Origin of the sequence: Paracoccus mutanolyticus, assembly GCF_003285265.1 — a bacterium.
Taxonomy (GTDB): Bacteria; Pseudomonadota; Alphaproteobacteria; order Rhodobacterales; family Rhodobacteraceae; genus Paracoccus; species Paracoccus yeei.
The window spans coordinates 1,322,109-1,346,731 of record NZ_CP030239.1 but is presented as its reverse complement, the minus strand read 5'-3'; the positions used below and the strand labels follow the sequence as shown (position 1 = coordinate 1,346,731).

Here is a 24,623-nt window from a genome sequence, read left to right as displayed (position 1 = left end):
GAAGCCGTTCCCCGTCCGCATGCCAATAAAGGTTAATGATGCTCTTGGCCGTCGAAACGGAACATCCTTTCAGGCGTTGACGCGGCAGGAGGATTGCACATGGCACAGCACAAGACAGACCGGGGCCGCGCCCAGGACCGCAGCCGAGTCGCCGGGGGCCAGGACCACGAGGTCCGGTATGAGGCCGAGAAGATGGACGTATCCAGGGACGAGGTCCGCGAGGCGGTCAAGGCAGAGGGCAACAGCCGCAGCAAGGTCGAACGGAAGCTGAAGGACGACTAGGCGACGCTTCCGAAAAAGGGCTCCGTCACCGGAAACGAGCGGCTCGCCGGGCGAGTCGTCTTTTCGCGTGTCCGGCGCCAGGCGGATCGTCACAGCGCCCCGGAAAAGCGCAAAGGCGCGCGGGAAGGCTGAAAAAGGGAACGGGCCGTTTCCTGGAAACGGCCCGCGAGATCCAAGGAGATGGTCCGGTTAGGGTTGGTGCCCACCGTCCCAGTCAGGGTTAACGACCCTTGGGGCTGCCCTTAGGCCACGGCCCCCCTGACTGTCCCGACACCTCTCTCCACTATCACTCTCGACACTGGACCACCTCCTTTCAATGTGTTGCCGTATGGGTTGAGCCTGCCACAGCGGTCTTAACAGTCAATGAATTTGGACCGTCTCTCGATCAAATTTCCGACGATGATCCGGAAGGGGATCAGGGCGACGATCGCCTGGGCCATTTTGACCAACCAATCGGCAACTGCCAAGGAAACCCACAGCGGCTGAACGGGGCCGTGGCCCAGCATCGGAACCAGTTCATTTGCCCAGGAAACGTCGTCGCCGGGAAACAGCGGCGTCAGTCCCGACGAAAAGGCGATGGTGAAAAAGACGGCGGTATCCAGCACCGAGCCGACCAGGCTGCCCGCAAGGGGTGGTAGCCACCAGTTGTATTTTCGCAACTGGTTGAAGATTGTGATGTCCATCAGCTGCGCCGAAAGGAACGCGGCGCCCGAAGCCACCGCGATGCGCAGCGTGGTCTTGTCGAAGCCGGCGGCGACGACCGAACACAGGACGCCCGTGATGAAACCCGCAAAGACCACGCGCCGCGCGGCCTGGGGGCCATAGACCCGGTTCATGATGTCGGTGACCAGGAAGGCCACGGGGTAGGTCAGCGCCCCCCAGGTCAGCCAGTCGCCCAGCAGATGCTGGACCAGGATGTTCGAGGCCACCACGACGATGGCCATGGCGATGACGCCGGGCAGGATGCGGGACATGTTGGATTCCGTTTTGACAAGGTCGCGGAGACTCGGCCCCGTCTTCGGGGCAGGGCCGCATAAGCTCCGCGCGGGGCGGCTGTCAACGCCTATTGCATCAGGGCGGCGGCCATTTCCACGGCAAAGGCGCCGTTCATCCCTTCGGTCGCGGTGTTGGTCATGGCCAGCAGCGTCAGGTCGCGCGATGGCTCGATCATCCAGCTGTGGCCATAGATCCCGCCCCAGCTGAGGCTGCCGGCGGCAAGGTCCAGTCCCGCCGCCGCCGGATCGGCCAGGACCGCGCCCGCCCAGGCGTGACCCCAGCCGGGCCCGCGCATCGGGTGCGGCCCGGCGATGCGGTTTTGCAGCGCGGCGCGGCGCAGGTCGTCGGGCAGGAAGGGTCCGGCCCGCAGCGCCTCGAGAAGCGCCAGCGCCGCCCGCGCCGTCCCCGACATGCCGCCGCCGCCCGAAGGATAGGCGTCGGGGTCCGTCGCGCGCTCCGGCAGATAGGAAAACATCAGGCCGTCCGAGCCCGGGATCGGCACCCGCGTCAGGCCCTGCATCCGCAAGGGGCGGGGCCGGGCGTCGGCATAGTTCGCCGCCAGCCGGGCCGGGTCGGCCAGGAAGTCGGCCTCGAGCGCCAGCGGCTCGGTCACAAGCGCGCGCATGGCCTGGGGCAGGGGCTGGTCCATGACCGATTCGATCACCGCGCCCAGCACATCGGTCGCCACGGAATAACGCCAGCCTTCCCCCGGCGCCCGGTCCAGGGGGACCGAGGCGATGCGGCGCAGGTTCTCGGCCAGGGTGATTCCGGTGTCGCCGATGCCGTCCGACACCCCGACCCGCGCATAGGGTCCGCCCGGCGGCTGGGCAAAGCCGTAGTCGAGCCCCGCCATATGGGCCATCAGTTGCGCCACGGTGATCGTCGGCCGGCTGCCGTCCGGCAGCGCCGGGCGAAAATCGGGCAGGTGGCGCGTCACCGGGTCGTCGGGCGACAGCCTGCCCTGCGCCATCAGCCGCAGGGCGGCCATGGTGGTGAATGGCTTGGTGACCGAGGCATAGCGCAGCCAGATGTCCGGAGTCATGGCGCGCCCGGCCTCTCGGTCGGCCATCCCGGCGGCGCGGGAATACAGGGTGCGGCCGCCCTGCGCCAGCAGGACCACGCAGCCGACGATACGCTCGTCGGCCAGGGCGGCGTCGATTCCGCGATCAAGGGCTTGGGTGATGGCGGCAATCGGCATGGGTTCCCCGCGGATCAGTCGGTGATACGGTATTCGACCAGTTCGGTGCGCTGCAAGCGGCTGAAATTGTCGTCCGAAATCATCGTGACGCGGATGCCTTGACCGTCCTGCCAGACCGCGAGCCCCTCCAGATTGTCGTATTGCAGCGGATAGGAGGTCAGCAGCACCTGTTCCCCCGAGACGCCCGCGTCGGACAGGTCAAAGCGGCGCAGGCGGATGCGGAACCCTAAAAGGCCCATGAAGTCGCGCTCCAGCAGGTAAAGCCGGCCGTCGGGGCCGACATCGGCATCGACCGCCAGCCAGTTGCCGCTGCGCGGAATGGAAAAGGGCTGATCCCAGGCGCCGTCGCGATAGCGCCAGACCGGGAACGGCCGATGCAGCGCGCCGGACCGTTCGGGGATCGCCAGCAGCGTGCCGTCCGGCAGGATGGCCAGCGATTCCAGCGAGGAATTGCGCTGCATGCCTTGACGGGGCGGGGCGGGGCAGGGGCTGGGCGGGGTTTTCGGCGCGGTCGTGCAGGACGACGCGGGTCAGCCCCTCGAAGCTGATCCAGAGCCGGCCGTCCGATCCCACCGCCAGCCCCTCGCTGTCGCCGCGCCAGCCGGGGGCGAGCTTGCGCCCCTCGCTGTCCTTCAACCGGGCGTGGCCGGTCGCCTCGACCCCCTCGATCCGGCCCTGGGCGTCGCGCAGGATGCGGCCCCAGCGCAGCGTCGCCCGATCCGACAGCGCGGTAAAGCGGCTGCCGTCCTCGCGCAGGTCAAGGCCAGAGAACCCGCCGAAGTCGGGCGCGTCGATGTGCCAGACATAGGTGCCGACATGGTCGACGCGCGGGGCCAGGGCGGCGGGGTCATGCCCCGTCGCCCCCTGGCCGGCGACGGGATTGGTCAGCGACACCAGCACGACCGCGAGCGCCAGCGCGATCCCCGTCAGGGACCGGACCGGCTGCCGCAGGACCGCGCCCGATGCCCCTAGCGGGCGGTGGCGACGGCCTGGCATTGGCGGGGCATCTCGCTGAGTCGATAGCTGCGGGGGTGGCGATAGTTCGGGTCGGGCGGCACCGGCTTGACGCGGCTGGGATCGATCCTGTTGCGGATCCATTCTGCGGCTTCCTCGCAGCCGTCGCCGGGCGGCGGCGGGTCCTGCACCCGGCAGGCCGAGCCGGGCGGGCAGGACAGCCGGACGTGGAAATGATAGTCATGGGCGTTGATCGGACGCACCTTGTTCAGCCAGGCCCGGTTGCCGCGCTCCATCCGGCACATCTCGACCTTGGCGACGGGATCGACGAAGATGCGCTCGACCCGCGGATCGCGGGCGGCGGCGCGGATGATCTGCATATGCGCCGTGCTCCACAGGGCCGACGGGCCGGTGCCGGCCTTGTTCACCACCGATTGCGAACTGATCTTTTCGCGCTGGGCGGGCGTCAGCGACAGGCTTTGCGGCGGCAGCATCCAGATGTCGGCGTCCAGCCCAAGCTGGTGGCTGGCATGGCCCGTCATCATCGGGCCGCCGCGCGGCTGGCTCATGTCGCCGATGTAGAGGCCCGGCCAGCCGGCCTGGCGGGCGGCCTGCGACAGGCCGATCAGGAAGCCGACCAACTCGGGATGGCCCCAGTTGCGGTTCCTGGACAGGCGCATGGCCTGCCAGGTGGGGCCGGTTTCCGGCAGCTCCACCGCGCCCGAGACGCAGCCCTTGGAATAAAAGCCGATGGCGGCCGGCGCGCCGCCGGTCGGCCCCGGCGTGGTGCCGAACACGTCCTTGGCCAGCGGATCGGCTGAAACAGGCAGGGCGGCCGCGACGGCCAGGGCCGCTGCGGTCAGGAATGTGCGGATCACGGCTCGGCCTCTCCTTTTGCTTTGACCCAGATTAGCAAAACCAGCGACAGAAGGAACATCACGATCAACGGAGAGATGCCAAGGCGCAGATTGCCGCTGAAATCGGTGACCAGCGCGATCAGGAAGGGCGCCAGAAAGGTGGTGGCCTTGCCCGAAAGCGCGTAAAGGCCAAAGACCTCGGTCGCGCGGTCGGGGCTGGTGTGCAGGACGACCAGCGTGCGGCCGGCCGATGCAGCACGCCGCCCGCGCCGCCGATCAGCGCCCCGCAGACGAAGAACAGCGCGTCGGGCAGCCGCGATCCGGGCGTCAGCGGAATGCCCAGGACCTGGCTGCGGCCATGCCGACGACGACGGTGCAGACCAGGATCAGGACCAGCGTGCAGGCCGCCGTCACGGCTTTCGGGCCCCAGCGGCGGTCCGCCCGGCCGCCGATCCAGCTGATGACCGCGGCCGAGATGGCGGCGACGATCCCGAAGATGCCCGACAGGATCACCGGCCAGTGCAGCACCGCGCCCGCGTAAAGTCCGCCGAAAGCGTAAAGCCCGTTCAGCGCATCGCGCGAGAACATCGACGACAGCAGAAAGGCGCTCAGCGACGGACGCCGGCGCAGGCCCCGGATCAACCGCCACAGGTCCCCCAGGGCCGCGCGCAGCCGCAGCCGGCGCCGGGGCACGGGCGTCTCGCGCAGCCACAGGAAAAAGGGGATCATGAAGACCAGATACCACAGCGCGGTGAAGGGCCCGGCCGCGCGGGTGCCTTCGCGCGCCGCCGGGTCCAGGCCCAGGATCGGCGGGATCCCGATCAGCGTGCGCCCGGTCTGGGCGCTTTCGGCCAGAAACAGCAGCATGACGAACAGCGCGATCACGCCGCCCAGATAGCCGAAGGCCATGCCCGAGCCCGAGACGCGGCCGGTCTCCTGATCGCAGGGCAAGGCCGGGCAGCAGCGCGTTGGTGAAGATGGTGGCGAATTCCGATCCGATCAGGCCGATGCCGAAACAGAACACGGCCAGATAAAGCTGCGGGGCCTGCGGCGTCAGGAACCACAGCCCCCAGGCGCCCGCGACATAAAGCGCCGAGAACAGGTATATCCACACGATGCGCCGGCCCGAACTGTCGGCGATGGCCCCCAGAAGCGGCGCGAGCAGCGCGATCACCGCCCCGCTGATCGCCAGCCCATAGCCCCACAGCGTCTGGGTCTGGGCCGCCGCCGCCTCGGGGGTCAGGCCCTGGCCGACGAAATGCTGGCGCGCGACCTCGCTGAAATAGACCGGAAAGATGAAGGTGGTCAGCAAGGTGGCATAGGGCTGGCTGGCCCAGTCAAAGAACCACCAGCCCCAGATCCTGCGCTTGTCCATGTCCCGTCCCGTCCGGCGATGCGCCCTGCGGGGCGCTTTCGCGCAACCCTAGCGGCGGTGGGTGACGGTGGAAAGAACCCTCAGCCCGGCAGGTCGCCGCCCCGGTCTTCGGGGGCAAGCTTGGGCAGGACGGGCGGCCAGGGCCGCTGCGCATCGGCTGCGATCCAGGCCTTGACCCAGTCGGGCAGGGGCGGGCTGTCGGGGTCGGCGCCGGCCGCCTGCATCACCTCGATGGGTGAGACGATGCCGCCCGGGCCGGTGAACGCCCCGCGCAGCAGCATGTGGTTGCAGCATTCGCCCCGCCGCCACATGCTTTGTTCCATGTACAGGAAGCGCCCGTCCCAGCCCAGCGTGCGCGACACCATGGTAAAGCGGTGGAACGCCCGGATGCGGCGGCGATAGCGCACCGAATTGCCCGCGACCGTGATGCCCCAGCCCTGCCGGCGCAGCGTGGCGATGATCCCGGTCCGCACCACCAGCGGCACCCGACCCAGGTCGTAAAGCGTCAGCGTGCGGCCGTTGTTCAACTCGACCCAGGGGTCGAGGTCCCAGGGCCAGCAGCGGTGGGTCGAGACATGGGCATCCAGCATCCCGATCCGGGGCTTGCGGCCGAACTTCAGCATTTCCTTGGCAAAGCGCAGCATCGGATACATGGCGGGCCCTCCTTGACGGGGCGGGGCTAGCCAAGGTGCCCAGGGGCGTCAATCGGGACGCTGCGGCGTCACGGCTTGCGAAAAGGGGGCGGCTGGCTTACCTCTCCCCCCGGAAACCCCGGCGAGGATGCGATGGGCACGCTTTACGAAGCACTGATGCTGATACTGGACGTGGTGTGGTTCGTGATGATCGCCCATATCATCATGTCCTGGCTGATCAACTTTCAGGTGCTGAACCTGCGCCAGCCGCTGGTCTGGCAGATCTGGAACGGGCTGAACCGCCTGCTCGAGCCGGTCTATGCCCCGGTCCGCGCCATCCTGCCCAACACCGGCGGGCTGGATCTGGCGCCCCTGGTGGTGTTCATCATCATCATCATCGCGCAGCGTGCGCTGGCCAACAACGCGATGTGGTTCTACGGCTTCTGATGTCCGCCGCGCCCCTGCTGCGGCAGGTCTTTGGCTTCGACGGGTTCCGCCCCGGCCAGGAAGAGATCGTGGATGCCGTGGCCGCAGGCCGCGACGTGCTGGCGATCATGCCGACGGGCGGGGGCAAGTCGCTGTGCTATCAGCTGCCCGCGCTGATGCGCGACGGGCTGACGGTGGTCGTCTCGCCGCTGATCGCGCTGATGCGGGACCAGGTGCGGGCGCTGACCGAGGCGGGCGTGCCCGCCGCCGCCCTGACCAGCGGCAATTCCGAGGACGAGAACGCCGAGGTGCTGCGGGCGCTGTCCGCGCGCGCGCTGCGGTTGCTGTATATCGCGCCCGAACGGCTGGCCTCGGGGGCGACGGTGCCGATGCTGCGGCGGGCGGGCGTGCAGGCCATCGCGGTCGACGAGGCGCATTGCGTCAGCCAATGGGGCCATGATTTCCGCCCCGACTACCTGCGCGTGGGCGAATTGCGCCGCGCGCTCGGCGTGCCGCTGGCCGCCTTTACCGCCACCGCCGATGCCGAGACGCGGGACGAGATCGTCCGCCGCCTGTTCGACGGCGCCGCGCCGCAGGTGTTCCTGCGCGGCTTCGACCGCCCGAACATCCACCTGGCCTTTCAGCCCAAGAACGGCCCGCGCCGGCAGATCCTGGATTTCGCCGGGGCGCGTCGCGGCCAGTCGGGCATCGTCTATTGCGGCACCCGCGCCAAGACCGAGACCCTGGCCCAGGCTTTGAACGAGGTCGGCCTGGCGGCCGCCGCCTATCACGGCGGCATGGAATCCGACCAGCGCCGCGAGGTCGAGACCCGCTTCCAGCGCGAGGACGGGTTGATCGTGGTCGCCACCGTCGCCTTCGGCATGGGCATCGACAAGCCCGACATCCGCTGGGTGGCCCATGCCGACCTGCCGAAGTCGATCGAGGCCTATTATCAGGAAATCGGCCGCGCCGGCCGCGACGGCGCCCCGGCCGAGACGCTGACGCTGTTCGGGCCCGACGACATCCGCCTGCGCCGCGGCCAGATCGACGAAGGCCTTGCGCCCCCCGAACGCAAGGCCGCCGACCATGCGCGGCTGAACGCCCTGCTGGGCCTTGCCGAAAGCCCCAGTTGCCGCCGCGTCGCGCTGCTCGGCTATTTTGGCGAAAGCTCGATGCCCTGCGGCAACTGCGACATCTGTGACGATCCGCCCGAGACGTTCGACGGCACCCAGGCCGCGCAGAAGGTGCTGTCGGCCGTCCTGCGCACCGGCGAGAGCTATGGCGCGGGCCATGTCATCGACGTGCTGCTGGGCAATGCGACCGACCGCATCCGCGCCCGCGGCCACGACCGGCTGCCGACCTTGGCGTGGGCCGCGACCTGCCCCGCGCCGAATGGCAGGCCATCGTGCGCCAGATGCTGGGCCGCGACCTGATCCGCCCCGATCCCGAACGCCACGGCGGGCTGGCCATCACCGCCGCCGCCCATGCCGTGCTGCGCGGCGAGACCCGCGTCATCCTGCGCCGGGACCTGGTCAAGCGCGCCGCGCCCTCGGTCGTGGTGCGCACCCAGGTCGATGACGAGGATGCGCCGCTGCTGTCCGCGCTGAAGGCCAAGCGCCGCGCCCTGGCCGAGGCGGCCCGGGTGCCGGCCTATGTCATCTTTCCCGACCGGACGCTGATCGAGATGGCGCAAAGCCGCCCCCGCACCCTGGACGAGATGGCGCGCGTGAACGGGGTCGGCGCGAAAAAGCTGGAAAGCTACGGGATGGACTTCCTGCAGGTCATCGCGGGGGATGTCGCGCCGCTTCATCCCGCGCGCCGGGCGCTGGTCGGGCGCGCCTCGGGCGCGCTCTACGACCGGCTGGCCGAGGTGCAGACCCGCCTTGCCCGGGGCGAGGACGGCACCGGCAAGCCGCTTTCCGTCAGCAACTCGACCCTGCGCCGCATTGCCGAGGCAAGGCCGCGGGACCTGTCGCGCTATCTGGATCCGGCGCGATTGGAGCGCTTCGGCCCGGCGTTCCTGGCCGAGATCGAGGCGGAATAGTCCCCCGAGGAGCGGCGCCCGGGGTGCCGCTTCGACCAATCCGGCTGCGCAGAAGTGCGCGGCCAGGCGCCGGAACGGCCCCGTTCGGCGCGACCCCCGGGGCAGGGGATGCTGCACCTGCGTTCGCGTTTGCACAATTGGGGGAGCCTGCCGTGCTTGGAAGCCGGGCCGCCGCCCGTGCCTTCGACCGTAGCGCGGTATGGGGCGACCGTCCGGCAGCGCCATCGGCGAAACACGAGGCTTCCTCTGCGCGACCTTCCGGCGCCGTCAGGATGCGCTGGCCTTTTCCTGCCCCGCCGGCTGGTCCTCGGGCGGCTCGACCCCGAAGACCGCGCAGTACAGCGCCGGCACAAAGACCAGGGTGACCAGCGTGCCCGCGATGATTCCGCCCATCATCGCAAAGGCCATCGGCCCCCAGAACACCTGGCGCGAGATCGGGATCAGCGCCAGGCTGGCGGCGGCGGCGGTCAGCAGGATCGGGCGGGCGCGGCTGTCCGAGGCCTCGAACACGGCCTGCCATTGGCTGTGACCCTTGCCGATCAGGACCTGGATCTCATGGACCAGGATGACCGAATTCCGGATCAGGATGCCGATCAGCGCCAGGATGCCCAGGATCGCGACGAAGCCCATCGGCACGCCGAAGGGCAGCAGCGCGGCCACCACCCCGATGACGCCCAGCGGCGCCGCGGCAAAGACGATCAGCGACAGGCGAAAGCTTTGCATCTGGATCATCACCAGCAGCGCCATGATCAGCAGCATGATCGGGACCACGGCGGCGATGGGCTGCTGGCTTTCGGCCGAGGTCTCGACCGTGCCGCCCACGGTGATGCGGACCTGATCGGGCAGGCTGGCCTGGAACTCGGCGATCCTTCCCGCCAGGTCGTTGACCAGCGTGGCGGGCTGTTCGCCGCTGGCGATGTCGGCCTTGACGGTGACCGTGGGCAGCCCGTCCCGCTGCATGATCAGGGGCTGTTCCGTCGCATATTCCAGCCTGGCCAGGGCGGCGATGGGGATGGGTGTTCCGGTCGCCGTGGCCAGTTGCAGGTTCTGGATCGATTCCAGAGAGGTCCGATCGGCGTCCGAGCCGCGGGCGACGATGTTGATCAGGAAGATCCCGTCGCGCAGCTGGGTGATGGCGCGCCCGGTGAAGGTGCCGGCCAGTGCGGCCGAGATGTCTTCGCTGCTGATGCCCAGCTTGCGCGCCAGGTCCTGGTTCACGCGCAGCCGCACGACTCGGCCGGTTCGCTCCAGTCGAGGGCGATGTCGCGCAGCCGCGGCTCGTGTGACAGCACCGCCGCCAGGTCGCGGGCGGCATCGCGCGCCTCCTGCAGGTCGGGCGAAGACACGCGGTATTGCACAGGCTTGCCGACCTGGAGGCCATTTCCAGGTTCTTGACATAGATGTCCGTGCCGCAGCCTGCGGCGTCGAAAAATCCACGATGGCCGCCGTCAGCCGGTCGCGCGCCGCAAGGTCGGGGGTCTGGATCAGGATCTGGCCCATGTAGGGCCCGGGCGTCGGCACGTCCATCGACAGGATGAAGCGCGGCGCCCCGCGCCCGATATAGGACGTGAAGAACAGCGCCTCCTCCTGGGTCTTCAGGAACGCTTCCAGCCGGGCGATGGACTCGTCGGTCTTGGCGATCGAGGCATTGGCCCGCTCGGTCACGTCCACGATCAGCTCGGTCCGGTCCGAGGTCGGGAAGAACTGCTGTTCGACGAAGCGCATGCCCCAGACCGACAGCAGAAAGGCCGCCAGCGTCACCGCGATGGTCGTCCACCGAAACCGCATGCCCCAAAGCAGCAGGCGATGGAACACGCGCCGCAGCAGGCCGGCCCGTTGTTCCTTGTGCGTGGTGCTGGGCGACAGCAGCGTCGCGCCCAGAAGCGGCGCGAACAGCACCGCCACGATCCAGCTGACCAGCAGCGAGACGGCGATCACCACGAACAGCGAAAAGGTGAACTCGCCCGCTGCCGAGCTGTTCAGGCCGATGGGGATGAAGCCCGCCACCGTGACCAGCGTGCCCGTCAGCATCGGAAAGGCGATCGAGGTCCAGGCGTAGCTGGCCGCGTGCTCCAGGCTTTCGCCGACCTCGAGGCGCGAGATCATCGTCTCGATGGCGATCATGGCGTCATCGACCAGCAGCCCCAGGGCGATGATCAGCGCCCCCAGCGAGATCCGCTGCAAGGTGATGCCGTAGACGTCCAGGATGACGAAGGTGATGGCCAGCACCAGCGGGATGGTCAGCGTCACGACAAGGCCTGCCCGCAACCCCAGGCTGATGAAGCTGACCAGCAGCACGATGCCCACCGCCTCGATCAGGGCGCGCACGAAATGGCCGACCGCGTCCTTGACCACATGCGGCTGGTCGGCGAACTTGGCCATCTCGATCCCGATGGGCAGGTTGCGGCCCACCTGCTCCATCAGGGCATCGACCTGCTTGCCGAATTCCAGGATGTTGCCGCCGTCGCGCATGCCGATCTGCATGCCGATGGCGTCCCGCCCGTCATGGCGGAACAACGCGCTGGGCGGGTCCTCGTAGCCGCGGCGCACGACGGCCACGTCGCCGATGTTGAAGAAGCGGTCGCCGACCCGCAGGTTGACCGCCGCGATGCTGGCCGCGTCGTCGAACTGGCCGCTGACGCGCACCAGCACCTGCTCGGGCCCGGCCTGCACGATGCCCGACGGCGCGATGGCGTTCTGGGTCGCCAGGCTTTGCACGACCTGGTTGTGGTTCAGGCCCAGGGCCGAAAGCCGCGCCAGCGAGAATTCGATATAGATCTCTTCCTTGCGCACCCCCAGCAGCGAGGTCTTGCCCGCCATGGGCAGGGCCTGGACCTGCTTGCGGATATCCTCGACCCGGTCGCGCAATTCGCGATGCGTGAACCCGTCCGCGGTGAAGGCATAGATATTGCCGTAGACGTCCCCGAAATCGTCGTTGAACTGGAAGCCGCCGAATTCCTGCGGAAACTCGGGGCGCAGGTCGGACATCATGTTGCGGACGCGTTTCCAGACCTCGGGAACCTGGGGGCCGCGGATCGTCGGGTCCAGTTCCAGATAGACGACCGACTGGCCCGGCATGGTGACCGAACGGGTGAACTTCAGCTCGTCCAGTTCCTCGAGCTTGGTTTCGATGCGGGTCGTCACCTGGTTCAGCGTGTCGGTGATCGTGGCGCCCGGCAGCGAGGCGCTGATCACCATGACCTTGACGGTGAAGTTCGGGTCCTCCTCGCGGCCCAGGCGCAGATAGCTGAGCGTGCCCGCCACCATCGAGACGATCAGCAGGAACCACACCAGGGAACGATGGTGCAGCGCCCAGTCGGACAGGTTGAAGGAGGGTCTGTTCATGGGCTCACCGAACGGCCGACGGCCTGGCCTTCGCGCAGGGAATGGATGCCGCGGATCACCACCTCGTCGCCGGGGACAAGGCCCGCCGTCACGGTGACGGGCTGCGCCGTGGCCGAGCCGAGGATCTGGATCGGCCGCAGCGACACCGTGCCCCGGTCGCCCTGGCGCGTGACCAGCCAGACATGGGGTCGCCCCTCGACATCCAGGATGGCCGAGGGCGGCAGGCCCGTTCCCTGGGGCGTGGTCACGGCGGGCCGGACCCGGATCAGGGCGCCCAGGCGGAACCCGGACGAATCCTCCAGCGCCAGGTGGACGCGCCGGGTCCGCGTCAGCGCGTCGGCGACCGGCTCGACCCGCGACACCGTGGCTTTCTGGCGGCTTTCGGCGTGGTTTCCGACCAGACCTCGAAGGTGCCGCCCAGGTCCAGCCGCGCCATCACGGGGGGCGCCAGGTCGATCACCGCCTCGAGCCGGTTCTGCGCGGAGAGCTGCAAGACCGGCTCGCCCGCGCTGACGACCGCACCGGGCGTGGCCATGACCGCGCTGATGACGCCTGAAAAGGGCGCCCGCATCTCGGCAAAGGCGGCGGTGTCGCGGGCACGGACCAGGTCGGCCCTGGCCTGCTGGTCGGCCGCGACCGCCGCCGCCAGCGCCTGCCGGACCTGTTCGAGATCGGCGGTCGAGGCGACGTTGCGCCGAAACAGGGCCTCGGTGCGTTCGGCCGCGGCACGGGCGGTGTCCAGTTCGACCGCGGCCGCCTCGGCCGCCGCTTCGGCCGCCGCGACCTCGTCCTGCAGGTCCTTGGAATCCAGCAGCGCCAGAATGTCGCCCTTGTCCACGACGTCCCCTACGTCCACGTTGCGCGCGATCAGCCGACCCAGCGTCTGGAACGCCAGGTCGACCTCGACCTCGGCGCGGATCACGCCGGGGATCGAGCCGGTGCCCGGCTGATAGGCCGAGACGACGATGCTGGCGACGGGCCGGGGCGGGACGGCCGATTCCTCCTGGGCCCAGGATCGCCCGAAGCCGAGCGCAAGGAGAAGAAGGGCAAGGACGATCCTCATTCGCCGTCCCCTGCCAGGTCGGCGGCATCGACCACCGTGCGCCCCGGGTAAAGCAGGTGCGATCCGGCGCCGACCACCGTCTGGCCCGACCGGACCCCGTCGCGCAGGACGATCAGCCCGTCGCTGAACCGTTCGATGGTGACGGGCGCCAGCGCCACGCGCCGGTCGTCGCCCACGATCCACACGGCCGGCCGGCCGGCGACCTCGGCCAGGGCGGTCCAGGGCACGGCGATGCTGCGGCCGGCGGGGAAATGCACCATCCCCCGCACCGCCGCCCCCAGCAGGTCGATGTCCTGGGGCGGGTTGTCGATGGTTGCCCGCACCGTGACCGAGCCGGTCTGCGGGTCGACCAGCGGCGCGATCTCGGTCACGGTGGCGGTCATGGCGATGGCGCCGAAATCGATGGTGGTCAGGGAAACCGATGCCCCGACCGACCGGCCCAGGGCAGGAGAGTCGGGGATCTGGAACACCGCCTCGCGCGCGACCGAGGAGGCGAGCGAGATCACGGCCTGCGCCGCCCCGACGATCTGGCCCGGATCGGCGTTGCGGGCGGTGATGATCGCTTCGGCGGGGGCGCGCAGGACGGTCTCCTCAAGCGCGCGGCGGGCCTGGTCGCGGCCCGATTCCGCCTGCGCCAGGGCGCGCTCGGCGGCGGAAAGCTGCTGGTTCGCCGCGTCGAGCGCGGCCCGGGTGCCGACCCCGCGCTCCAGCATGGCCTGGGCACGGTCGCGCGCCTGCCGGGCCTGTTCCTGCAAGGCAGCAGCGCCGGCGACGCCCGCGTCGGCGACGCGCACCGCCTGTTCCTGTTGAAGCGGGTCGATCCGCGCCAGCGCCTGACCCGGCATGACCCGGTCGCCTTCGTCCACCAGGATCTCGGTGATGCGCCCGCCCTGGCGAAACCCCAGGTCCACCACGTCCTTGGCATGGATCGTGCCGGTCAGCGCCGCGTCATAGGTCAGCGGCATGTCCTGGACCGGGACCAGTTCCACCACCAGCCGGTCGTCCGCCAGCGCAGGTCCGCCAAGCAGCCAGGTCAGAAGAAAAAGGGTCGCCGGCAAGCGTGGCATAGGCGCCTCGAACAGCATTTCAGAATTGATGCCCAGATTTTGTCCTTGGCGGAACCCGGCGTGCAAGGTGACGTAGCGGCGGCCTTGACCTGTCGTAAAGTGTCAGCTGAGGAAATTGTTCGTCAAATGGTTGTATTGGACTGTCTTTCCGGCAAGGCACTCTCTGTCAAGTTGCGGGGCACGATTTTTCCTATTGATAGCTGCGCACCAGGGCCGCTGCGATCAGCCCCCAGCCGTCCACCACGACAAAGAAGGCCAGCTTGAAGGGCAGCGCCACGACGGCCGGCGGCACCATCATCATGCCCATCGACATCAGCACCGCCGACACCACCAGGTCGATGATCAGAAAGGGCAGCGAGACCAGGAAGCCGATCTCGAAGGCGCGCTGGATCTCGCTCAGCATGAAGGCGGGGACCAGCACCGACAGCCGGTCGGGCGGCGCCTGCGGATCGGGCGAGACATCGGCCAGGGTCGCGATCATCTCGGGGTCGACGCGTGCCTCCATGAAGCCGCGAAAGGGCACAATGCCACGCGAAAACGCCTGCTCGACGGTGATCTGCCCGTCGCGCAGCGGGGCGCCGGCAACGGTCCAGGCCTCGGTCAGGACCGGGCTCATCACGAACCAGGTCAGAAACATCGCCAGGCTGACGATCAGCATGTTGGGGGGCGACTGCTGCAGGCCCAGGGACTGGCGCAGGATCGAAAGGACGGTGACGATGAAGGGAAAGCAGGTCACCATGATCGCGACGCCCGGTGCGAGCGACAGTGCCGTCATCACCGCCAGCAGCGTGATCGCGTTGCGGCCGACGCCGCTCGCCACCGCCTCGGCGGCGGCCCCGACCGACGGCGCGTCCTGCGCCAGCGCCAGCCCGGGCGCCAGCAGCAGGCCGATCAGCAGGCCCAGCCGGATCACGATTGCGCCGCCGCCCCGAGGATGCGCACGCACAGCCGGTTGTCGCCATCTCCGCCGGTGGTCAGTCACCCCGGGCGATGACCTTGTCGCCGACGCAGATGTCCACGCCATCCGACATTTCCTGGTCCAGCCGGATCACGTCGCCTGGCCGCAGGCGCGAAAGCTCGGCGACGGAAAGCTGCGTGCCGCCCAGGCGGATGGTCACCTGGACCTGGATCAGGTCGGTCGCGATCAGGCTGGCGATGTCGTCCATGGCTCAGTCCTCCTTGAATTCGTCGATGATGGCGCGGATCTCGGCCAGGGTGCGGTCGGGATCCAGGGCGATGCCGGCCGCGCCCACGGAAAGCTCGACCGTGCCGCGATCCGAGGGCAGGGTGCGCAGCCGGGACGCCTCGATTCCCGCGCGCGCGGCGCAGTCGTGGATGTCGGGCTCCAGGTCGGGCGGGCAATGGATCACCAGGGTCGAGCCATCCTGAGTCTCGGCGACGCGCAACAGCTCGCCCCCGACCGCACCCAGAAGCCAGTCGCGGCGGGACAGGGGGGCGAGCAGGTCGACCAGCGCGGCAAGAACGGGCACCACGGCATGGATCGTCTCGCGCCGGCTGGCCGCGGTCGCGGCGTCGCTTGCCTCGAGGCTACGGGCGAAATCGGCAAGCTGGGCGCTCAGCCGGTCCAGGCTGGCCTCGCGACCCTCGGCCAGCCCGCGTTCAAGACCCGTCTGATAGGCATGTTCCAGATCGGCCTGGGTCGGCGGGGGGCGATGCCGTGCGGCTTCGGCAAAGGATTCAAGACGCAGCGCGGCCGATCTCATAGGGCATCCTCACGTTTCTCGATCCAGCCCGACAGCACCTGCAGGCTTTCTTCCTTGCGCGACTTCATCAGTTCGCGCAGGCGCGCGACCGGGTCGTTCGTCAGACCCGCGCTGGGTGTGTAGTCGATCTCGGGGACGGCGGCCGACAGGGGCGGCATGGAGTCGGGCGATCCCAGATCGGGCGGCACGCCCGCGGGCAGGCTTTGGTCCAGCAACCGCTCGGCCAGCTGGGGGCCGCGCGCGCGCATCGCAGGGCGCAGCAGGAAGAACAGCAGCGCCAGCGCAAACAGCCCGACCAGAACGATCTTGATCAGCCCGTTCAGGTCCAGCCGGGCCAGGAGCCCGCCTTGGCTGGCCGCCGTGCCGGCCTGGGACAACTCGGCAAAGGGCAGGGACTTGATGGTGATTGCATCGCCCCGCGCTTCGTCGAAACCCACGGCCGAGGCGACCAGTTCGCGCAGGGACTGCAACTCGGCCTCGTCGCGGGGGACAAGCTGCGGCTCGCCATTCGCATCGGGGCGGGCGACGCCGTTGACCAGCACCGCGACCGTCAACCGCCGTGTCGCGCCGGGCTGGCGGTTTATCTCGCGCGTGACCTTGCTGACCTCGAAGTTCGAGCGCTGCCGGGTCTCGGACCGAGAGGATTTGCTTTCCTTGCCCTGGTCATCCTGGCCTTCCGGCAGGTTCGAGGCGGCGGTGACGGCCCCCGCCTGGTTGTTGGTGCTCTGGTCGGCCGATTCCTCGCTTTCCTGCGAGATCAGCGCGCGCTGTTCGGGGTCGAAGCGCTGTTCGGTCAGCAGTTCGGTTTCGGTCACCAGGTCCAGGTTCACCTCGACGATGGCGTTCCCGCCGCCGACATGGGCCTCGAGAATCCGTTCGACGTTGCGCTTCATCTCGGCCTGACGATCCTGACCGGCCATGCCGTCGTCGTCCGAGGCGACCACGCCGCGTTCGCTGTCGATCACGCTGACCCGCTCGGGCACCATGCCCGGAACGCCCGAGGAAATCAGGAAACGCAGGGCCTTGGCCTGGCTGCGGCTGATTTCGGTGCCGTTCGTGGTCAGCGTGACCGAGGCGCTGGCCTGGGCCTCGCGCCGATATCCCCGGCCGCTGGGCACGGCTAGGTGGACCCGCGCCGTCCTGACATTCGGAAGCGCCAGGATGGTGCGGGCAAGCTCGCCTTCCTTGGCGCGCCAGTAGGCGGCGTCGAACATCTGCGAGGTGGTGCCGAACCCCGACATGCCGTCGAGGATCTCATAGCCGGTGCCCCCGGCCGAGGGGATGCCCTCTCCGGCCAGGGACATGCGCAGGGCGTCTCGGCGGCTTTCCTCGACCCAGATCGAATCGCCGCGGATCTGGTAGGCGGCGCCGGATTTCTCCACCGCCGCCATCACCGCGCCCGATTGCTGGGGGTCGAGCCCGGCGTAAAGCATCGCCATCTGCGGCCGGCTGGCGAACCACGACAGGCCCGCGATCGTCCCGAACGTCGCCAGGAAGGCGGCGACCAGGATCGCCCGTTGCTTCGCGCTTCGTTCGCGCCAGTAGTCTTGCAGCTTCAGCAAAACCGCCCCCTTCGAATCGGCTGGATCACATCACCGGACCGTCATGGCACGGGGGCGATTAAGAATTGGTTAGCCCCGGGCTGCTATCCAGACGGCACGCCGATGGAGAATCACCCATGTCCGATGCCGCTGCCGATGCCGTGCCTGCCTCGCCAAAGGGGGGAATCAAGAAGCTCATGCCGCTGGTTCTGGCGGTGGCGATGCTGGGCGCGGGCTTTGGCTCGACCTTTCTGGGCTTCTGGTCGCCGATGGCCCTGCTGAAACCCGCCCCCCACGAACCGGTGCCCGAGGAGGCTGCCGCATCCACGGCCCAGTTCGTCAGCCTGCCGCAGATCGTCCTGACCCTGCCGGGCCCGCAGTTGCGCACCCTGGTGATGACGGTCCAGATCGAGACCGACCAGGTCCACCGTCCCGAGGTCGAGCATCTGACCCCGCGCCTGTCGGATGCCTTCAACAGTTTCCTGGCCGACATCGCCCCCGCCGCTTTCGAAAAGCGCGGCATCCTGGACATCGTGCGGGACGAGCTGGCGACGCGGGCCGTTTTCGTGCTGGGCGACAAGGCCTTCAGCGACATCCTGATCACGGAGTTCCGCATCCAATGACGATTTCCCAGATCCTCCAGCTGGCGCTGCTGGCGTTCTCGATGGGGCTCTCCGTCTTCTGCTTCGTGCTGGCACGGCGGCTGCGCCGGCTCAACGACCTGGAAACGGGCTTGGGCGGCGCCATCGCCGTCATGACCAGCGAGATCGGCCGGCTGGAGCGCGCGATCCATGCTGCCAAGGCCGAGGCGACGCTGGCCACCCAGGGGCTCGCCGGAGAGATCGAGCGCGCCAAGGAAGAGCGCGCCTTCTGGATCCTGCAGAAGAAGTTCGCCGACAACACGCCTGCACGGTCCGTCCGCCTGCAGCGCCGCCGCCAGCGCAGCGAAAGGACCGAGGCCGATGCGTAGGCGTGTTCTGCCGGTGCTGGGGGCGGTGCTGACCCTGGGCGCCGCGGCCCAGGCGGTGATGCTGGTCGACGGGCCCGCCCGGCTGCGGGCCAATGCCGAGCCGGCCGAGCTGATGGCCGGCTGCACCGACGTCCCCGAGGCCGTGGCCCTGGCCGACACCCTGCGCCAGCGCGGCCTGCGGATCGAACGCTACATGCAGGACATCGACCGGCAAAAGGCGGAGCTGGCCGTCGCGCAGAAGCAGCTGACCGACCGCCTGATCGAGTTGCGCAAGCTGCGCAAGCAGATCAGCGATCATGACAGCGGCGTGCGCCAGGCCCAAACCGACGACATCAGCCGGCTGATCGCCGTCTATGACCAGATGAAGCCCGAACAGGCGGCGGTGGTGCTGTCGAACCTGCCGCCCGATTTCGCCGCGCAGATCCTGGTGCGTGTCCAGCCCGAAACCGGGGCGCGCATCATGGCCGCAGTCGAGCCGGGTCAGGCCGCCGTGCTGACGTCCTACATGGGCTCGGTCCGGGCCAGAACCAACTAGGAGACAGTCATGTTCGGAATGATCGGTATCGCGGTGACCTTCGCCATGGTCTTTGGCGGCTATGTGATGGCCGGCGGCAAGATGGGCGTCATCCTGCATTCCTTGCCCTATGAGATGATGATGATCGGGGGTGCCGCGGTCGGCTCGTTCCTGCTGTCGAACGAAACCGCCGTCATCAAGCACGCGCTCGGCGGTCTGGGCCGGTCGCTGAAGGGCCCGAAATGGCACGAAGCCGATCTTCAGGACGTGCTGTGCCTGCTGTTTCAGCTGCTGCGCATCGCCCGCGCCAACCCGGTCGAGCTGGAGAGCCATGTCGAGGACCCGGCGAACTCGGCGATCTTCCAGGCTTATCCCAAGATCCTCAAGGACGAACACGCGGTTTCGCTGATTACCGACACGCTGCGATCCTCCAGCCTGAACTACGACGACCCCTATCAGGTCGAGGAAATGCTGTCCCAGCGCATCGGCCTGATGAACGAGGAGGAAATGCACGCCCCCCACGCGCTTCAGAACATGGCGGACGCCCTGCCCGCCTTGGGCATCGTCGCGGCGGTCCTGGGCGTCATCAAGACCATGAGCGCGATCGACCAGCCCCCCGAGGTTCTGGGCGGCATGATCGGCGGCGCCCTGGTCGGAACCTTCCTGGGGGTGTTTCTGGCCTATGCGCTGGTCGCCCCCTTTGCGCAGCGGCTGCAGGCCGTCGTCAAGCAGGACCAGGCCTTTTACGACGTCATCAAGTCGGTCCTGGTCGCGGGCCTGCACCAGCATGCGACGAACCTGTGCGTCGAGGTCGGCCGCCAGGCCGCGCCCGACCACGTCCGGCCCAGCTTCGGCAGCCTTGAAACCGCGCTCCGCGATCTCAAGAGGGCGTCGTGATCTGGCCGCTTCTTCTGACTGCCGCGGTGGCGGGGACGCCTGCGCCGGCGTCGGCCGATGCCCTGATCGCCCAGGCGACCGAGGCGATGCTGGCGAGCGAGGCGATGCCCGCCGACATGGAGGCGCGGATGATGACCGCCATCGGCCGACGCGCCTGCGCTTCTGGTGTTCCTGCGCGCTCGGGACTGTTTTCAGGGCCGGAATGGCCCATCGACCGCGTGCTTGCCCCGGCGGGCCAGGAGAAGGCGCCGTGACGGCGGTGGATACGCTGCCCCCGGGCGGGGGGTGGCCGGCGCGCCCGCTGATCATCACGGGCGGGCTGGTCGTCATCGTGCTGTCGATGGTGTTGCCGATGCCGGCGGCCGTTCTGGACGTGGGCATCGCCTTTTCCATCGCCACCGCGACGCTGATCCTGGTCATGGCCTCGCTGGTCGAGCGGCCGACCGATTTCCAGGCGTTCCCGGTGCTGCTGCTGGTCTCGCTGCTGATACGGCTGTCGCTGAACGTCTCGACCACCCGGCTGATCCTGACCCACGGGCAGAACGGGCCGACCGCCGCGGGCCATGTCATCAACGGGTTTTCCGAATTCGTGGCCGGCGGTTCGCTGCTGGTCGGGCTGACGGTCTTTGCGGTGATCACGGTCGTCAACTTCATGGTCATCACCAAGGGCTCGGGGCGCATGGCCGAGGTCTCGGCCCGGTTCGCCCTGGATTCGCTGCCCGGAAAGCAGCTTGCCATCGACGGCGACCTCAACTCGGGCGCCATCGACCATGACGAGGCCAAGCGCCGCCGGATGCAGGAACAGCGCGAGATCAGCTTCTACGGCTCGCTGGACGGGGCGTCGAAATTCGTCAAGGGCGACGCGATCGCCGGTCTGATCATCACGCTGATCAACCTGTTCGTCGGTCTGGCGGCAGGCATCCTGGTCCATTCGATGCCGGTGGCCGAGGCGCTTTCGACCTATTCCAGACTGACCATCGGCGACAGCCTCGTGTCCCAGATCCCGGCGCTGATCACCTCGATGGCGGCGGCGCTGCTGCTGTCGCGGGGGGGCGCGACCGAAACGACCGCGGACCTGCTGTCGCGACAGCTGATGGCGAACTGGCAGGTTCCGGCAGTGGTTGCGGGCGGCATGCTGGTGATCGGGATGATCCCGGGCATGCCGTGCCGGTCTTTCTGACGCTGGCGGCGATCCTGGGCGCGCTGGTCTGGCGCATCCGCCGGCGCGAGGCGCAGGCTCCGGTCCTGACCGACGCGGAGCCGGCCCTGCCGGCAGCCCCCGCCCAGGCTCGGATCGGCGACGTGCTCGACACCGAGGAGATCAGCATAGAGATCGGCCCCGGCCTGATCGTCAGCGCGCTGGACCAGGGCAGGGGGCTTGGCCAGCGCATCACCAACCTGCGGCTGCACATCGCGCGGGCCTACGGGCTGATCCTGCCCGACGTGCGCATCACCGACGGCACGGGCTTTGCCGACGGAGAATATGTGATCCGGTTGCAGGGCGTCGTGCGCGGGCGCGGCCAGCTTCTGCCGCGGGGCGTGCTGGCGCTTGGGCCCGACGCCATTCTGCAGGACCTGCCCGGCGACGAGGTGCGAGAGCCGGTCTATGGCAGCGCCGCGAAGTGGATCGACCCCGACCGGCAGGAAGAGGCGGCGGTGGCCGGCGCGACCGTCGTGATCCCCATGGAGGTGCTTTCCACCCACCTGATGGAGGTGGTGAAGTCCAACCTGCCCGCGCTGCTGACCCTTTCGGCGATGCAGCGCATGATCCGCGAACTGTGCAATCTTTCCGATGAGCATCGCGCGCAGATGAACCAGCGCTTCTTTGACGGGATGGTGCCCGACAAGGTCTCGCCCGACCTGCTGCTGGCGGTCCTGCGCGGCATGCTTGAAGAACGGCTTTCGGTGCGCAACCTGGTGCTGATCACCGATGCGGTCCACGAGGCGCGGAACGCCGCCACGCCCGACGCCGCTTGAACTGGTGCGCCGCCGCCTGCGCGCCCAGATCACCCGAACAGTTTCTGGCGGCGTGACGGGCATCTGGATCTGATCCAACTGCACCCGCAATGGGAGGCCGAGATCACCCGCGCCGAAACCGAGGCCGGGCACGGCGGCCTGCACATCGTCAAGCAGCTTCTGCAGCGGCTGGTCGAAGCCCTGCGCAAGGTTCTGGCCGGGCTGCCCTCCGCGACCGAGCCGGTGCTGGGCGTGCCCGACCACCGCCGGCGGCTGGTGCGGCTGATGCTGGGCTCGGCCGGCGTGGCCCTGCCGGTGCTGGGCCTGGACGAGATCGACCCGGCTGCGCGCATCCGCCTGTGCGGAACCGTCTCGCCATGAACGCGCTGCTGCTGGACCCGCATCTGGCGGAACTGGGCCTGGCCTGGCTTCTGACCTATTGCCGGGTGCAGGCCTGCGTGCTTTCGGTGCCGGGCTTTTCGGCCCGCACCCTGCCAGCGCGGGTCCGGGTGGCGCTGGCCATGTGCCTGACGCCCCTGCTGGCCGAGCACGCCCGGCTGGCCGCTCCGCCTGACAGCCTGCCCGGCCTTGCCCTGCTTTGCGCGGCCGAGACGGTCGTGGGGCTGGTCCTTGGCGGGATGGTGCGGCTGTTCGCGCTGGCGCTGGATATCGCGGCCTCGGCCATCGCGGCGACCGCCTCGCTGTCGCAGCTGATCGGCGCCGAAAGCGAATATTCGCCCCATCCGGTCGGCAGCCTGATGCACCTGGCGGGGCTTGCCCTGCTGATGGCGCTGGGGTTTCCCATCCTGCTCTGCGACCTTTTGCGCGAAAGCTTCGCGCTCGGCCCGCTGGGGCAATGGCCCGCCATCGCCGACCTGCTGCCGCGCGTCATCGCGCTGGTCCAGCGTGCCTTCATGCTGGCGATGCTTCTGGCCGCGCCCTTCATCCTGGGCGGGTTCCTGTTCCAGGTCCTGTCGGGCATGGTCAGCAAGGTCATGCCCGCGCTGCCGGTCATGTTCATCGCGGCGCCCGGCGCGATCCTGATGGCGCTGCTGGCGCTGGTCTTGCTGACGCCGTCGATCCTGTGGGTGTGGGCCGATGCGGTGCTGGCGATGATGGGGAATGACCTGCCATGAGCGAGGACTCCGACGACAAGCAATACGACGCCTCGGAACAGAAGCTGCGGCGGGCCCGGGAAAAAGGCGACATCGCGCGTTCGCCCGAACTGCCGGCCGCGCTGATGTATGTCGGGCTGTGGCTGGGGCTGGCCTTTGCCGCGGCCTGGGCGGTGCCGTCCTGGGTCCGCATGGGCGCGCGCGCGATGGGGGCCGAACCCTGGCCCGAGGCGCGCGGCCAGTCGGTCATGGACCTGGCGCGGCAGATGGCGGTCGGGGCGGCCGGGGGCCTGCTGGCCTTTGTCGCGATCATCGCCCTGCCGATCCTGGCCGGACTGGTCGTGCAGCGCCAGATCCTGTTCACGCCCGAAAAGCTGCTGCCCGACCTGAACCGCATCAATCCCTTCAAGAACGCGGCGCAGAAATTCGGCGCCTCGGGCCTGGTGACCTTTGCCGTGTCGCTGACGAAGGTCGGTTTCCTGGGGGTCGGAGGCTGGATGCTTTACGCCTCGCTTCTGGGTCGGATCATGTCGGCCGAGGGGATGGGCGACGCCCAATGGGTCGCGGGGCTCGGCCGGGTTCTGGACCAGGCCGTCCTGCTGGCGCTGGGGATCGGCTGCGTCTTTGCCGCCGTCGACATGCTGTGGAAGCGGATGGAGTATCTGCGCCGCCAGCGCATGTCCCGCCAGGAGATGCAGGACGAGCACAAGGAAAGCGAGGGCGACCCCCATTTCAAGGCCGCCCGCCGGCAGAAGGGCGTCGATATCGTGATGAACGCCATGCTGGCCGATGTCGAGAAGGCCGACGTGGTCATCGTCAACCCGACCCACTATGCCGTCGCGCTGGAGTGGAAGCGCGGCAGCGGCCGGGCGCCGGTCTGCCTGGCCAAGGGCGTGGACGAGGTCGCCCGCCGCATCCGCGAACGGGCGGGCGAACACAAGGTGCCGATCTGGTCCGACCCGCCCGCCGCCCGCGCGATCCACGCCACCGTCGAGATCGGAGAGGAGATTCGCACCGAACATTTCGCCCCCGTCGCCGCCGCCATCCGCTTTGCCGAGACCATGCGCAAGAAGGCGCGCGCAGGCTGGGGCGCCGTGCCGGTGTCGGGAGGGCCGAGATGACCGGCCGCGCCGCCGCGCTGGCCCAGCTTGAACGCCTGGCCCGGCTGAAATCCGACCTCGAGATGCGCCGGTTTTCCGCCTATCGCGCCCATGTCACGGCGGCCGAGGAGCGGATCGCGGCGATCCGCGACGATCTGCAGGCGATCCATGCCGCGCCAGCCGCCTTTTCCGTCGCCGAGGCGCGGTTGGCCAATGCCCTTGCGGGCGAGCGCACGCGTGCCCTGCTGCGCGCCGAAGCCGACCTGCGCCAGATGCTGCCGGGGTTCGAGGCGGCGCGCGCCCTGGCCAAGCGCGAATTCGGCCGGGTCGAGGTTCTGAAGACCCTGGGGCAAGACGCGGCCAAAGCCGCGCGGGACCGCGCAGAGCGGAAGCTGCGGCCCTGACGGAAACCGCGCCGACCATCCGGACCGATCCTTGCAAGACCAGGCCCGTTGAAAGGACCCGCAGACTTCCGGCATCCGCCTGATACCGCGCGGGCACAGGCATGCGGTCCGATGCGCGGCCGTCTTTGCAAGAATCGCGAATTCGCCTATGACGAGTATGCCG

Annotated in this window: 23 protein-coding genes and 4 pseudogenes; 13 read left to right on the top strand and 14 right to left on the bottom strand. The window is 68.9% G+C overall.

What is annotated here, in order from left to right; genetic code table 11:
• Positions 1–99 precede the first annotated feature (99 nt).
• Positions 100–282 (top strand): DUF3606 domain-containing protein, encoded by a 183-nt coding sequence (locus tag DPM13_RS07215; protein ID WP_112887718.1) that lies wholly within the window; start codon positions 100–102, stop codon positions 280–282.
• Between the two features lie 353 nt (positions 283–635).
• On the opposite strand, the gene DPM13_RS07210 is transcribed toward DPM13_RS07215, so the two are convergent.
• From DPM13_RS07210 to DPM13_RS07200, 3 genes and pseudogenes are all read right to left on the bottom strand, one after another.
• Positions 636–1,256, bottom strand: coding sequence for a VUT family protein (locus DPM13_RS07210; protein WP_112887717.1), 621 nt, complete (start codon positions 1,254–1,256; stop codon positions 636–638).
• Between the two features lie 89 nt (positions 1,257–1,345).
• Positions 1,346–2,476, bottom strand: coding sequence for a serine hydrolase domain-containing protein (locus DPM13_RS07205; protein WP_112887716.1), 1,131 nt, complete (start codon positions 2,474–2,476; stop codon positions 1,346–1,348).
• 14 nt (positions 2,477–2,490) lie between these two features.
• A pseudogene (locus tag DPM13_RS07200) lies at positions 2,491–3,202 on the bottom strand (esterase-like activity of phytase family protein).
• A gap of 90 nt (positions 3,203–3,292) precedes the next feature.
• Between DPM13_RS07200 and DPM13_RS22475 the strand changes: the two are divergent.
• Entirely contained in the window at positions 3,293–3,448 is a 156-nt protein-coding gene (locus DPM13_RS22475) for a hypothetical protein (protein ID WP_223252673.1), read from the top strand.
• Here DPM13_RS22475 and mepA read toward each other — a convergent pair.
• The 3 genes and pseudogenes from mepA to DPM13_RS07185 form a co-directional block, all read right to left on the bottom strand.
• Positions 3,445–4,308: a penicillin-insensitive murein endopeptidase gene (mepA, locus tag DPM13_RS07195; RefSeq protein WP_080621197.1), complete on the bottom strand. Its 864-nt coding sequence runs from the start codon at positions 4,306–4,308 to the stop codon at positions 3,445–3,447. The two genes, DPM13_RS22475 and mepA, sit on opposite strands and share 4 nt — an antisense overlap.
• Positions 4,305–5,662, bottom strand: a pseudogene (locus DPM13_RS07190) (MFS transporter). Before DPM13_RS07190 ends, mepA begins: the two are co-directional and overlap by 4 nt.
• Before the next feature lie 80 nt (positions 5,663–5,742).
• Entirely contained in the window at positions 5,743–6,315 is a 573-nt protein-coding gene (locus tag DPM13_RS07185; RefSeq protein WP_112887715.1) for an acyl-CoA thioesterase, read from the bottom strand.
• 132 nt (positions 6,316–6,447) lie between these two features.
• Here DPM13_RS07185 and DPM13_RS07180 point away from each other — a divergent pair, with 132 nt between their 5' ends.
• Together DPM13_RS07180 and recQ are read left to right on the top strand one after the other, a co-directional pair.
• The gene (locus DPM13_RS07180; protein ID WP_028720716.1) at positions 6,448–6,741 is read left to right on the top strand and encodes a YggT family protein; all 294 of its coding nucleotides are present in this window, start codon (positions 6,448–6,450) and stop codon (positions 6,739–6,741) included.
• Positions 6,741–8,764 (top strand): annotated as a pseudogene (gene recQ / locus DPM13_RS07175) (DNA helicase RecQ). The gene DPM13_RS07180 and the pseudogene recQ overlap by 1 nt, the downstream one beginning before the upstream one ends.
• A gap of 267 nt (positions 8,765–9,031) precedes the next feature.
• On the opposite strand, the gene DPM13_RS07170 reads toward recQ, so the two are convergent.
• The 8 genes from DPM13_RS07170 to fliF all read right to left on the bottom strand — a co-directional run bounded on the left by DPM13_RS07170 (position 9,032) and on the right by fliF (position 17,525).
• Entirely contained in the window at positions 9,032–12,109 is a 3,078-nt protein-coding gene (locus DPM13_RS07170; protein ID WP_223252423.1) for an efflux RND transporter permease subunit, read from the bottom strand.
• On the bottom strand, positions 12,106–12,471 hold the full coding sequence (locus DPM13_RS07165; RefSeq protein ID WP_112887714.1) for an efflux RND transporter periplasmic adaptor subunit: 366 nt from the start codon (positions 12,469–12,471) through the stop codon (positions 12,106–12,108). The genes DPM13_RS07170 and DPM13_RS07165 overlap by 4 nt, the downstream gene beginning before the upstream one ends.
• Positions 12,438–13,172, bottom strand: coding sequence for an efflux RND transporter periplasmic adaptor subunit (locus tag DPM13_RS07160; RefSeq protein ID WP_112887713.1), 735 nt, complete (start codon positions 13,170–13,172; stop codon positions 12,438–12,440). Before DPM13_RS07160 ends, DPM13_RS07165 begins: the two co-directional genes overlap by 34 nt.
• The gene (locus DPM13_RS07155; RefSeq protein ID WP_397245955.1) at positions 13,169–14,239 is read right to left on the bottom strand and encodes an efflux RND transporter periplasmic adaptor subunit; all 1,071 of its coding nucleotides are present in this window, start codon (positions 14,237–14,239) and stop codon (positions 13,169–13,171) included. The genes DPM13_RS07160 and DPM13_RS07155 overlap by 4 nt, the downstream gene beginning before the upstream one ends.
• A 190-nt stretch (positions 14,240–14,429) precedes the next feature.
• Positions 14,430–15,149 (bottom strand): flagellar type III secretion system pore protein FliP, encoded by a 720-nt coding sequence (gene fliP, locus DPM13_RS07150; RefSeq protein ID WP_080622821.1) that lies wholly within the window; start codon positions 15,147–15,149, stop codon positions 14,430–14,432.
• A 64-nt stretch (positions 15,150–15,213) separates the two neighbouring features.
• Entirely contained in the window at positions 15,214–15,405 is a 192-nt protein-coding gene (locus DPM13_RS07145; RefSeq protein WP_223252421.1) for a FliM/FliN family flagellar motor C-terminal domain-containing protein, read from the bottom strand.
• 3 nt (positions 15,406–15,408) lie between these two features.
• Complete coding sequence (locus DPM13_RS07140; RefSeq protein ID WP_112887711.1) at positions 15,409–15,963, bottom strand: FliH/SctL family protein; 555 nt, start codon at positions 15,961–15,963, stop codon at positions 15,409–15,411.
• Positions 15,960–17,525, bottom strand: a complete 1,566-nt coding sequence (gene fliF / locus DPM13_RS07135; protein WP_112887710.1) for a flagellar basal-body MS-ring/collar protein FliF — start codon at positions 17,523–17,525, stop codon at positions 15,960–15,962. The genes DPM13_RS07140 and fliF overlap by 4 nt, the downstream gene beginning before the upstream one ends.
• A 116-nt stretch (positions 17,526–17,641) precedes the next feature.
• On the opposite strand from fliF, the gene DPM13_RS07130 reads away from it, so the two are divergent.
• The 9 genes and pseudogenes from DPM13_RS07130 (at position 17,642) to DPM13_RS07090 (ending at position 24,460) form a co-directional block, all read left to right on the top strand.
• Positions 17,642–18,127, top strand: coding sequence for a flagellar basal body-associated FliL family protein (locus DPM13_RS07130; protein ID WP_112887709.1), 486 nt, complete (start codon positions 17,642–17,644; stop codon positions 18,125–18,127).
• Complete coding sequence (locus tag DPM13_RS07125) at positions 18,124–18,474, top strand: hypothetical protein (protein ID WP_028720707.1); 351 nt, start codon at positions 18,124–18,126, stop codon at positions 18,472–18,474. Before DPM13_RS07130 ends, DPM13_RS07125 begins: the two co-directional genes overlap by 4 nt.
• Positions 18,467–19,009, top strand: coding sequence for a MotE family protein (locus DPM13_RS07120; protein WP_028720706.1), 543 nt, complete (start codon positions 18,467–18,469; stop codon positions 19,007–19,009). The genes DPM13_RS07125 and DPM13_RS07120 overlap by 8 nt, the downstream gene beginning before the upstream one ends.
• A gap of 9 nt (positions 19,010–19,018) precedes the next feature.
• Complete coding sequence (motA, locus tag DPM13_RS07115; protein ID WP_028720705.1) at positions 19,019–19,885, top strand: flagellar motor stator protein MotA; 867 nt, start codon at positions 19,019–19,021, stop codon at positions 19,883–19,885.
• Positions 19,882–20,139, top strand: a complete 258-nt coding sequence (locus tag DPM13_RS07110; protein WP_112887708.1) for a hypothetical protein — start codon at positions 19,882–19,884, stop codon at positions 20,137–20,139. Before motA ends, DPM13_RS07110 begins: the two co-directional genes overlap by 4 nt.
• Positions 20,088–22,222 (top strand): annotated as a pseudogene (locus tag DPM13_RS26750) (FHIPEP family type III secretion protein). The gene DPM13_RS07110 and the pseudogene DPM13_RS26750 overlap by 52 nt, the downstream one beginning before the upstream one ends.
• Positions 22,219–22,977 (top strand): flagellar biosynthetic protein FliR, encoded by a 759-nt coding sequence (locus DPM13_RS07100; protein WP_112887707.1) that lies wholly within the window; start codon positions 22,219–22,221, stop codon positions 22,975–22,977. Before DPM13_RS26750 ends, DPM13_RS07100 begins: the two are co-directional and overlap by 4 nt.
• A complete protein-coding gene (flhB, locus tag DPM13_RS07095) occupies positions 22,974–24,077 on the top strand; it encodes a flagellar type III secretion system protein FlhB (protein ID WP_112887706.1) in 1,104 nt (367 codons plus the stop codon). Before DPM13_RS07100 ends, flhB begins: the two co-directional genes overlap by 4 nt.
• Positions 24,074–24,460 carry a hypothetical protein gene (locus DPM13_RS07090; RefSeq protein WP_080621182.1) on the top strand — a complete coding sequence of 129 codons (387 nt, stop codon included), beginning with the start codon at positions 24,074–24,076 and terminating at the stop codon, positions 24,458–24,460. Before flhB ends, DPM13_RS07090 begins: the two co-directional genes overlap by 4 nt.
• Positions 24,461–24,623 lie beyond the last annotated feature (163 nt).